8 protein-coding genes are annotated in these 10,617 nt (G+C 67.7%); 1 reads left to right on the top strand and 7 read right to left on the bottom strand.

Annotation, left to right across the window (positions count from 1 at the left end):
- The 5 genes from sctD to JMF86_RS18185 form a co-directional block, all read right to left on the bottom strand.
- On the bottom strand, positions 1–1,259 hold a 1,259-nt coding region (gene sctD / locus JMF86_RS18205), incomplete at its 3' end, for a type III secretion system inner membrane ring subunit SctD (protein ID WP_201317096.1).
- Complete coding sequence (gene sctC, locus JMF86_RS18200) at positions 1,240–3,285, bottom strand: type III secretion system outer membrane ring subunit SctC (RefSeq protein WP_012339689.1); 2,046 nt, start codon at positions 3,283–3,285, stop codon at positions 1,240–1,242. The genes sctD and sctC, both read right to left, overlap by 20 nt.
- A complete protein-coding gene (gene sctS, locus JMF86_RS18195; protein WP_006480854.1) occupies positions 3,285–3,563 on the bottom strand; it encodes a type III secretion system export apparatus subunit SctS in 279 nt (92 codons plus the stop codon). The genes sctC and sctS overlap by 1 nt, the downstream gene beginning before the upstream one ends.
- Positions 3,560–5,776 carry a type III secretion system export apparatus subunit SctV gene (gene sctV, locus JMF86_RS18190; RefSeq protein ID WP_012339688.1) on the bottom strand — a complete coding sequence of 739 codons (2,217 nt, stop codon included), beginning with the start codon at positions 5,774–5,776 and terminating at the stop codon, positions 3,560–3,562. The genes sctS and sctV overlap by 4 nt, the downstream gene beginning before the upstream one ends.
- 250 nt (positions 5,777–6,026) lie before the next feature.
- On the bottom strand, positions 6,027–6,860 hold the full coding sequence (locus tag JMF86_RS18185; protein WP_011547293.1) for an autoinducer binding domain-containing protein: 834 nt from the start codon (positions 6,858–6,860) through the stop codon (positions 6,027–6,029).
- Between the two features lie 283 nt (positions 6,861–7,143).
- Here JMF86_RS18185 and JMF86_RS18180 point away from each other — a divergent pair, with 283 nt between their 5' ends.
- Complete coding sequence (locus JMF86_RS18180) at positions 7,144–8,052, top strand: LuxR family transcriptional regulator (protein ID WP_011547292.1); 909 nt, start codon at positions 7,144–7,146, stop codon at positions 8,050–8,052.
- Positions 8,053–8,107: 55 nt separating this feature from the next.
- On the opposite strand, the gene JMF86_RS18175 is transcribed toward JMF86_RS18180, so the two are convergent.
- Positions 8,108–9,754: an Nramp family divalent metal transporter gene (locus JMF86_RS18175; RefSeq protein ID WP_012339687.1), complete on the bottom strand. Its 1,647-nt coding sequence runs from the start codon at positions 9,752–9,754 to the stop codon at positions 8,108–8,110.
- Positions 9,755–9,876: 122 nt separating this feature from the next.
- Positions 9,877–10,014, bottom strand: coding sequence for a hypothetical protein (locus tag JMF86_RS18170; RefSeq protein WP_012339686.1), 138 nt, complete (start codon positions 10,012–10,014; stop codon positions 9,877–9,879).
- Between the last annotated feature and the right edge of the window lie 603 nt (positions 10,015–10,617).

Below are 10,617 nucleotides of genomic sequence, written 5' to 3'. Positions count from 1 at the left end.
GCCGCCGCACCGCTCGCGAGCGGCGCCACGGGCGGCGCCGGCGCCTGTTCGGGCGCACGCGCCGACGGGCCGCCGAGCGGCATCGTGATGCGCTGGCCGTTGCGCTCGAACACCACTTCGTCCGAGCCGATCGACACGACGCTCGCGCCCTCCTTCAGCCGCGCGCCTTCGAAATAGCGGCTGCCGTCGACCGTCTCGATGTAGCGCTGATCGCCGTCGCCGGCGAACACGGTCGTGATCTCCGGAATGCCCGCCGTGCCGCCGAGCGTCGTCGCCGTGCGCGGCGCGGCCGCGTCGGCATCGCGTACGTGATCGACCACCTCGAGCGCCGGGCGCGCGTCCTTCATGTAGTTGCGGATGCGCGGCTCGATCTGCGCGCGCGCGGCCGTGCCCGTCAACTCGATCCGGCCGCGGCCGAGATACGTGACCGTCAGTGCCGTGTCGCTGAAATAGGTCTGCGCGGTCGCGACCAGATCGCTGACCACGTAGATATTGCCGAGCGCCGCGTTGTCGACGCCCGCGACGATCTGCGCGACGCGCTCGCGCGCGGCCGGGTCGCTGACGTAACCCGACACGATCACGCCATCGTCGCGCGGCGCGACGGCCAGCTCCGGATACGCGTGCAGCAGTTGCTGCAGCCGGTGCGTGCGCGCGAGCACCGATTCGTGCTGCCACGGCAAGCGTCCCGACCACGCGACGAAGCCGTAGCCGAGCGCGCCGAGCAGCACGCCGATCCACAGCGCGACCAGCGCGATCACGAGCCGCCGGCTGCCCAGCCGCCGCAGCCCGCCGGTGAGCCAGCCCAGCCATGCCGCTTCACGCGCGGCGTCCGGCGCATCGGTTTCGTCGGGCACCGCGACGCTCGCCTGCGCATGCCGCGCGATGCCGAGCCGGATCGAGCCGACCGTCACGACGTCGTTCGGCGTCAGCGAGCGGCGGCCGCTGCCGAGCGGCTCGTCGTTGAACAGCACCGGCGCGCCGGTGTCGCCGCCGTGGTTCTGCACCGTCACCGCAAGCGCGCCGACCTGCAGGCACACTTGTTTCGCGCCGATCTCTCGATCGGGCAGAATCACTTCGCAGTCGGCCGCCGTGCCGACCCAGTTCGCGCCGCGCGCGAGCGACATCGTGCGGCCGTACATCGGCCCGCTCAGGAAGCACAGGTTCCATGGCGACGCGAGCGCGGCCGCACCGGCCCCCGCGCTTCCCGCGCCGCCGGGCAATGCGCCGTCGCCATGCGGATCAATGATGCTCGTCGACATGGGTGGGTGCTCCTGCGGTCGTCGCCACCGGCTGCGACGCCGCATCCTTGGGTGGCGCCGGCAACGCGGGCGGACCGAACTTCGTGCCGGGCAGCGGCTTCGGCGTCAGCGGCACCGCGACGTCGTTGTCGGGCGGCCGATACATCGACATCCCTTCCTGGCTCGCCGGCCCATCGACGCCCGGGTTCACGGGCGAGCCGTCCGGCGCGTACATCGACGCGTTCGTCACGACCCGCGGCGTCAGCAGGTAGAACCGCTCCATGTGGTTGCCCGACTTGTCGGTGTACTTGAACAGGTTGCCGATCAGCGGGATGTCGGACAGCCAGGGCACGCCGCTCTTGTTCAGCTTCACCTCGTCGTCGTTGAAACCGGCGATCAGGAGGCTCTTGCCTTCGTCGATCATCGTCTTGGTGACGATGTTGCGCTGCTGGATCACCGGCACGTTCGACACGGCCTGCCCCGGCACGATGTTGCCGTCCTGGATGTCGATCGACATCATCACGCTCTGCGGGTTGCCCGACACCGCCGCCGCGTTGCGGATCGCCTCGTCGACGATCATCGGCGTCACCTTGATGCTGGTGCCGGTCGTCACGCTGTACAGCGACGAATCCTGATAGCCCGGCACCTGCACGTAGAACTGCGTGAGGTTCTCGAGGATCGCCTCGGTGTTGTCGAGCGCGAGCACCTTCGGCTTCGATCGCAGTTGCGCCTGGCCTTTCTGCGCGAGCGCGTTCACGCGCGTGAGCAGGTAGTTGCGCAGCGACCCGCCGATCGATGCGGTCAGCGCGATGCCGGTCGGCATGAAGGTGCCCGTCTGCCCGGTTTCCGACGTGCCGATGCCGAACGTCAGCGGCGGGTTGCCGACGCCGTTGTACTGCGTGTTGCCGTTCAGCGCGTTCTGGCCGTTGCCGATCTGCACGTCGCCGTGCGTCGTGTGCAGGCGCCAGTCGATCCCGAGGCTGTCGAGCGAATCCTCGTTGATGTCGATGATCGTCACGTTGATCTCGACGATGCGCGGCCGCTCGTCGAGCTGACTGATCAGCGACTGGTAGCGGTACATGTTCTCCGGCAGGTCGCGCACGATCACCGCGTTGATCGCCGGATCGGCGACGATCTGCGGCAGCGTGTCGCCGCCGCCGTTGTTCGCGAACGGCGAGAAGCCGCCGCCCATGCCGCTGTCCGCCCCGCCATAACCGCCCTGCCGCGGGCCGCCCGAGATGTCGGGAAAGTCGAGCCGCGGCACCGCGATCGTCAGGCCCGAGCCGAGCTTCACCTGGCGCGCGGCCTGCCCGAGCGGCGTGCTCGACGGCGCCGCGGTCGTGCCGCCGCCCTTGCCGAACAGCCGGCGCAGGATCGTCGCGACGCCCGGCACCGTCACTTCCTTGCCCGAGCGGTTGATCGTGAAGTCCGACGCCCAGCCGTATTTCAGGCGGAACGCGCGGATGTCCGCATGCGCGCCGTTCGCCGCCGGGTCGCCGACCGAGCCGACCGCCTGCCGCACGAGCTCGACATAGCGGCGCGGGCCGGCCACGTACACGCTGTTCGCGCGGTCGTTGATGACCAGCGTGTAGCGCTTGTCCGGAATCTGCATCGCCTGCAGCGCGCGGCCGATTTCGCCGGACGCATTCGGCGGGATCGGGATCATCTGCGTCTGCGACTGGTCGGCCGGATCGACGTACAGGAACGAACCGTCGTAGTACCACGTGAGCCCGTAGGTGGAACAGATCGTGTCGAGCGTCTGCTGCGGCGTGCCGGAGAAGCGGCCGCTGATCACGCCGTCGACCTTCGGGTCGACCACCGCCGTCACGCCCTGCGACGACGCGAGCTCGCGAATGAAGTCGCCGATCTTCTTGCCGTTCGCGACGATCGTGAACGGCTTGTTGCGCCAGCGCAGGTCCGCGGCGCGCGCATGCTGCGCGGGCGCCATGCACAGCGACGCCGTGAGCAGCGCGGTCGCGCACACGGCAAGCGCGGCCCGTTGCAGGCTGCGCGGTTGAAACCGGATCGAGGCGACGCGTCGACGCATCAAAGAACTCCTGTGGAAGAAACGAACATGCGTTCCAGCGCCTGCTGCGCGAAGCGCAGCACTTCGCCGCCGAGCCAGCCGGACAGCAGCACGAGCGCGACCATCACGGCGATCAGCCGCACCGCGATGCCGATGTTGGCGTCCTGCACCTGCGTGACGGCCTGCAGGATCGCGACGACGAGGCCCGTGACGGTCGCGATCAGCACGATCGGCAGCGACAGCAGCAGCACGAGCATCAGCGCCTGGCGCGTCAGGTCGAGGATCGTCGAGCTCGTCATTGCACGGCTCCCGGCGCCCGCACGTCGGCGCCCGCGCCGACCGTGCCGTCGTCCGGCGGGTTCTTCACCCAGCCGACCGTATGCAACTGCACGTCCTCCTCGACTTCCTGGTACGACAGCACCGCGAGTTCGGGCAGCACCGGCTGCAGGATCGTCTTCACGTAGCGGCGCGCGCCGAGCGCGACCATCACCGCGAGCCGCGCGCCACCGTGCGCGCCACCAGGCGCGTTGCCGTGGCCGCCGGGGGCCGCCTGAGCTGCCTGCACGATCGCGCGCACCTGTTCGCCGATGTCCTGCTTGACCGCGCTCGACAGCGCGAGGAAATTGCCCTGCTTCGTGCGCATCACCGCGCTCTCGATCCGCTCCTGCAGGTTCTGCTCGAACAGCACGACCCGCAGCTGGCGCGCCGTGCCGGCGTGTCGATCGGTGATCATCCGGCGCAGGTCGACGCGCACGAGCTCGACCAGCGCGATCACGTCGTCAGGCTCGTTCGGCGCCCACGTGATCAGGCTCTCGAAGATCACGCGCAGGTTGCGGATCGGCACCTGTTCGGCGAGCAGCCGGCGCAGCACTTCGGTCACGCGCTGCAGCGGCACGAGCCGCGTCAGTTCGCCCACCAGCTCCGGATGATCGCGGCGCACCAGATGCACGAGCGCCTGCGTCTCCTGGATGCCGAGCAGCTCGTCCGCATGCTGGCGCACGATCTGCTCGACGTGCGCGGCCAGCGCGCTCTCGCTCGACAGCCACTTGCCGTCCGGTGCCGCGCCGTCGGGCTTGATCCACAGCGCGGTCGCGAACGGGCCGAACGCCTCGGCCGGCTGGCGCTCCGCGCGCTCCGGCAGCGGCGCGACGCCGTCCCACAGCAGCCAGCCCGGCTTCAGCGCGCCGTGCGCGACGAGCACGTCCTGCAGATAGATCCGGTACGTACCGGCCGGCGCGCCCTCGTCGTCGTTCAGCGTGATGCGCGGGAATACCGTGCCGATGTCCGCGTCGACGCGTGCCTTCGCGCTCGACAGCGCCGCCTGCAGTTGCGCGAGGTTCAGGCCCGTGCGCAGGTCGTCGGACAGCGACACCGCGATCAGCGACGTGACGCCCGCCGCGTGCGATACCTTCGCGGGCTGGCCGTCGTCGGCCGCGCCGACGCGCCCCGCGACATGAATCAGGTTGAAGCTCGGCGCGGACGTCTTGCGCTTCAGTTGCGAGAACGCGAAGGCGCCGAGGCCGAGCGCGATCAGCGCGAACGACCATTTCGGAAAACCGGGCACGACGAGAAAACCGCTCAGCACGAACGCCGCGATCAGCAGCGCGCGCGGGTGTGCGCCCAGTTGCTCGCCGAGCTGTTCGCCGAGCTGCCGCTGCCGTGCATCGCGCGTCGCGACGCGCGTGGTCACGATGCCGGCCGCGATCGATACCAGCAGCGACGGAATCTGCGACGCCATCCCGTCGCCGACCGTCAGGATCGCGTAACGCTGCAGCGCCTCGCCGATGTCCATCCCGTGCATCAGCGTGCCGACCGCGATCCCCGCGACGATGTTGATGAACGCGATCACGAGGCCCGCGATCGCGTCGCCCTTCACGAACTTCATCGCGCCGTCCATCGCGCCGTGCATCTGCGATTCCTGCTCGAGCTTCTCGCGCCGCTCGCGCGCCTCGTCGGCGCTGATGATGCCCGCGCGCAGGTCCGCGTCGATGCTCATCTGCTTGCCCGGCATCGCGTCGAGCGAGAAGCGCGCGCCGACTTCGGCCACGCGCTCCGACCCCTTCGCGATCACGATGAACTGCACGACCGCGATCACGAGGAACACCACGCCGCCCACCACCACATTGTTGCCGACCACCAGCCGCCCGAACGCGTCGATCACGTGGCCAGCGTTCGCATGCAGCAGGATCAGCTTGCACGACGCGATGTTCAGCGCGAGCCGGAACAGCGTCGTAAACAGCAGCAGCGCGGGAAACGACGAGAAGCTGACCGCCGACGGCACGTAGGTCGACACCGTCAGCAGCACGACGCTCGCCGCGAGATTCAACGAGATCATCCCGTCGAGCGCGGCCTGCGGCAGCGGCAGGATGAACAGCGCGACGACCGCGACGATGAAGGTTGCGAGAAACAGGTCGGCGCGCGGCGACGCGCCCCCGAGGCGCCGTCCGGACACGCCGCGGCCGGCGGAAAACAACCGCTGCCAGTCGCGGGGGAGCGCCTTCGGTTCAGCCATCGTGCCGTCGTCCTGTCGTTATCGCCGGCTGGCACGGGCAAGCCTGCCCCATGCCGCGCGGACCGTTGAATGGGACGAGTGTAGCGACGGGAAACCGCGGAAAAAGAGGCGCGCCTCGTAGCGTGAAAGCGCGTTTTCCTCAGACGATCGAATCGGACTACGAAACCCGGCGGCCGCTTCGGGCACGCGCCGCCGGAACCGCTTCCATCGCGCGCCGGAGCGCCGGCGCGCGCCTGCGGCAGACGTCAGCTCAGGACGGCAGCCGCCGCGCGGCGAGGTACGCGAGCTGCGCGCGGTTCTGTACGTTGAAGAGTTTTTCGAGCGAGCGGATGTGGTGCCCGACCTTGTGCAGCGACGTGCGCAGCGCGCTCGCGATCTCCTGGTCGGACAGCCCGTGCACGAGCCGGTCGAGCACTTCCTGCTGCTCGTCCGCGAGCGCGAAGCCGCGCATGCGCGCGACCCGCGCCTCGAGGAACGGCAGCGCGACGCGATGCACGGCAAGACTGACCGACAGCGCGCCGCCGATCACGCGATCGTCGATCCATTCGGTGCCGTGCGTTTCCGACGTCAGGTTCACCGCGACGCGCAGGTCGAGCCGCGGCGCCGACAGGCTGAAAATCACGCCGCTGTTCATTGCGTGCGCACGCAAGTGGCCGGCCAGCGCCAGCACCTTGCGATCGCCGCTGCCCTGTGCGGCCGCCTCGATCTCGTCGAGCCGCCATGCGACCGGAAAGCCGCTCTGCCGCACCTGCGCGAAACGCGGGTCGCTGTCGTACAGCATTCCTTCGATGAACGGCTGCATGAACGTCGCCGGCGCGAGGTCGCGCAGCAGATGCGCACGCAGAATGCGCCGCCCGATCATTTCGTAGGCGCCGTAACCCAGCGTACTGAATCCGATTTGCCGCAATCGCGCATGGCATTGCGAGAAATCGAATGACGCAAGGTCGGTTTTACCGGGCGCTATTTGAATACCGGTAAAAACGTCACGCTCGATTGCGTGATATTCGTTCGAATAAGCGGCGGCGGCCGCTATATCGGCTTGTGAGAACCACTCGACGCGTGGTGCGCCGTCAGCATATGTCATGAGGAGCCCGCCCTTTCCCATTATGTGAAACTGCGCCCCGTCACGATCTGGTCTTTTCTTTATGATTTTCTGGTCGTCGTTATATGCGCACGAACATGAACCTTTCGCCGCGATTAGTATTACGGCATATTACCCACACACCGACATTTTTGTACAATGCCCCCGCGTTTCGTCAGGGATGACGATCGGCGCATATCACAACGATGCTCGGTCGCACCGCCGCGAATGCCGTACACGATACGGCCGCCGCCAGGCGATGCGCGTCGATTCCGAGGGATGGCTCATGTCCGATATTGCATTGCATGAAGAAGCGGTCGCCCCAACCACCTTGCCGCGCGCGTCGCGCGGATTGAACGCATGCGCGGACGCGCTGCGCGAGCGCCCCGTGCAGGTCGTCTGGTGCGACGACGTGAAGCGCGGCGACGATGCGCAGCCGCACGCACCGAAGCTCGGCGTCGCCGATACGCTCGCGCACGCGCAGAGCACGGCCGAGCGCAACCGGATCGTCACGAGCCTGCTGCATCTGACAGGCTTCTCGACGTTCGCGTACTTCGCACTCGAATTCGCGCGCGAGCGCGTCGAAAGCCTCTACCTGCACGAAGCGTTCACGCCGGCCACCTATCGCGGCGACTACGTGCGGCACAACCATCACGACGTCGATCCGCGCACGCTCGGCGCGCGCGTGTGCAACATGCCGATCGTGTGGGACCTGCAGCAATTGCGCCGCGAGCACCGCGAGCGCGACGACGCGCCGTCCGTGAGCCCGGCCGCGCTCGACGGCTTCCTGCAGACGATGCAGGACGACGGGATGTGCAGCGGCATCATGTATTCGATGGCCGTGCCCGGCACGCGGCTGCACGCGTTCATGAGCTTCACCGCGCCGCGCCGCACGCGCGAATGGATCACGCCGGCGACGATCGAGCAGGCGCTGTCGATCGGGCTGTCGGTCCACAAGTTCGCATCGCCGCAACTGATCTCGACGTCGCGCGAACGCGCGGTGAACGGGCTCACGCCGTTCGAGCAGGAACTGCTGCTCGGCATCGCCGAAGGTGCGTCCGACAAGGAAATCGGCCGGCGCCTCGACACCAGCGCGCACAACGTCGACTATCACCTGCGCAAGCTGCGCAAGCGCTTCGGCGTCGCGAACCGGATTCAGCTCACGTACCTGACGTCGAAGCTCGAGCTGATCTAACGCGCGGCGGCGGCGCGGCGCCGGGCCGGCGCCGCTTCCTCGCAGACGATCGCCGTTACTTCAGCAGCGTCATCTGCACCACCTTCACGATCACGAGCCCGACCGCGATCACCAGATAGCCGCGCAACACGGCCATCCAGATCCGCGTCGCGAGCGTCATGTTCTGCGGCTCGAGCGTATCGAGCGGCGGCATGCGCCACGTGTCGCGCAGCGAGCGGTCGATGCCCGGCTCGACCACGCGCTTGTTGCGGCGAATCAACACCGTCGCCAGATAGCCGGCGATCGCGAGCACGGTGCCGCCCACCAGCACGTCGACGATCGCCTCCCCGCTGATGTCCGGATACATCACCGACGCGGTCAGGATGATCGACAGCAGCACCAGCACCCAGATCACCGTGCCCGTGAACACGTTGAGCTTCGTCGAGTTGACCCAGGGCCCCAGCACCTGGCGGTCGTTGCACAGCACGAGCAGGAACACCGTCGCGCTCGGCAGCAGTACGCCGGCCAGCGTCTGCACGGCTTCGGTCAGCAGGCCGAGCGGGCTGCCCGGAATCAGCACGAGCGTGGCCGCGGCCGCGACGATACCGAAATAGACGAGATAGAAGCCCTTCGCGTCGGTCACGCCGCGGTGCAGCGAGTGGCGGATCTTGAACACGTCGCCGATCGCATACGCGGTCGACAGCGACACGGCCGCCGCGCCGATGATGCATGCGTCGAGCAGCGCGATCGCGAACAGCGTCGCGCTCGTGCGGCCCGCATACTTCTCGAGGCCGGCGATGATGCCGCCCGCATCGGTGAAGTTGCCGGCTTCCGGATGGCCGGCGAACAACGCCGAGCTGAAGCCGATCATCGCGACCGCGCCGACCAGCACGAACGCGATGCCGATCCACAGGTCGGCTTTTTCATATTTCATGAAGCGCGGCGTGATGCGCTTGTCGATCACGTAGCTCTGCTGGAAGAACAATTGCCACGGCGCGACCGTCGTGCCGACGATCCCGATCACGAGCAGCATCACGTCCGACAGCTTCGCGTGCGCGGGCCAGTTCGGCACGAAGAAGTCGCGCGTCATCTGCGCGGCGGACGGGTGGATCGACACGAGCACCGGCACGAGCAGCAGGCTCAGCACGCACAGCCCGATCGCGAACCGCTCGAAGCGCCGGAAATCGCCGGTACTCACCGCGGCCATCGTCAGCGCGGCGGCCACGCACACGCCGGCCACCTTCGGCAATCCGAAGAAATCCAGCACGAACGTGATGCCGATGAACTCGGTGACGATGGTCAGCGCGTTGAGCAGGAACAGGTCGATCACGCTGAACGCGCCCCAGAACTTGCCGAAGCGTTCGAAGATCAGCCGCGCATGACCGACGCCCGTGACCGCGCCGAGGCGCAGCACCATTTCCTGGTTCACGTACAGCACGGGCACCAGCAGCAGCAGCGTCCACAGCAGCGTCGTGCCGTAGTTCTGGCCGGCCTGCGTATAGGTGCCGAACGCGCCGGCATCGTTGTCGCCGACCATCACGATCAGGCCCGGGCCGATGATCGCGAGCAGCGTGCGCAGGCGCGCCCACCACGTGCCGCGTGCGCCGGTATCGTGGTGTGCGATCGTGCCGAGCGCACCGCGGATGTCGCCCAGGTGGGCTTCGTCGAGCACGGCGCTGCGGTCGGCGGCGATCGGTGGAGAAACGTTGGATGGCGTGGACATGATGTGTTCCGTACGGCTAAGGGTTATGCGATTCGATGAGCGTATGGCCTTGGAATGCGCACGGGACGGCCGCTCGAAGGCGGGCGCGCGTGCGCATGCCGAGGCGCGCTCGGCGCTTCTTTTCAGTGGATCAACGCTTTCAGTTGGCTCAACAGGCGGGAGAACACCCGCGGACGGGCGTCGAGCGTCAGCATCGCGTCGTAGTGGTGGCGCGATTCCGTGACGTGCGGAAGGTTCGACAGCAGAAGGCCGAAGTTCATGGTCTGGCTCCGTGCGGCGACGGCAACGTGCCGGCCGCGTGGTGGGCGCGGGGCCAGCCAGGGGCCTGAACGACGTGTCAGGCTAGTCGGCCGGATTGTCCCCGCGACCCGGGTTCGAAAGGGTCTGCGTATGCAACGGACATAAGGGACAACTGTCACTGTCGTTCATGGCGGCTCCTGTGCGGTGTTCCGGGGAACACGGTTGACCGCCGGCCGGCGTGCGGGCCGGCATTCGCGCGCCGGGGGAACGGATGCGCGAACGCGGCCGCCTGCCAGGCGGCGGTGAAACCGGGCAACGCATGCGAGAACGCATCACGCTAACCGGCGCGAATCAGGGTGCACGTAGGGAGTTGCTGCGGAATACTGCTGCGCGCACCGTTTGCCTGGGAGACAAACGGCGGCTTCGATGAGGCGCGGACGTCGGTCGCTCAGGCGGAAATTTCGTTCGAAGATCGACTACTGCAGGCGTCCAAGGCGGCGGCCCCAAGAGTGAAGATGGCGGATTCTATGGACCGCGCGAAAGTGAAGTCAACCCCTCCAATCCCCATTTTTCGAAATAAATTTCCCGCCTGACGCGACTGAAAGATTTGCCCTTGAAATAAC

The organism is Burkholderia sp. E168m15, from assembly GCF_016586105.1.
Lineage (GTDB): Bacteria > Pseudomonadota > Gammaproteobacteria > Burkholderiales > Burkholderiaceae > Burkholderia > Burkholderia orbicola.
This window is presented reverse-complemented; position numbering and strand designations above follow the sequence as displayed.

Excerpts from the sequence above, each read along its gene's own strand:
- JMF86_RS18180 (WP_011547292.1), top strand. The coding sequence starts at position 7,144 with ATGTCCGATATTGCATTGCATGAAGAAGCGGTCGCCCCAACCACCTTG.
- JMF86_RS18170 (WP_012339686.1), bottom strand. The coding sequence starts at position 10,014 with ATGAACTTCGGCCTTCTGCTGTCGAACCTTCCGCACGTCACGGAATCG.
- JMF86_RS18185 (WP_011547293.1), bottom strand. The coding sequence starts at position 6,860 with ATGACATATGCTGACGGCGCACCACGCGTCGAGTGGTTCTCACAAGCC.
- sctS (WP_006480854.1), bottom strand. The coding sequence starts at position 3,563 with ATGACGAGCTCGACGATCCTCGACCTGACGCGCCAGGCGCTGATGCTC.
- JMF86_RS18175 (WP_012339687.1), bottom strand. The coding sequence starts at position 9,754 with ATGTCCACGCCATCCAACGTTTCTCCACCGATCGCCGCCGACCGCAGC.
- sctV (WP_012339688.1), bottom strand. The coding sequence starts at position 5,776 with ATGGCTGAACCGAAGGCGCTCCCCCGCGACTGGCAGCGGTTGTTTTCC.
- sctC (WP_012339689.1), bottom strand. The coding sequence starts at position 3,285 with ATGCGTCGACGCGTCGCCTCGATCCGGTTTCAACCGCGCAGCCTGCAA.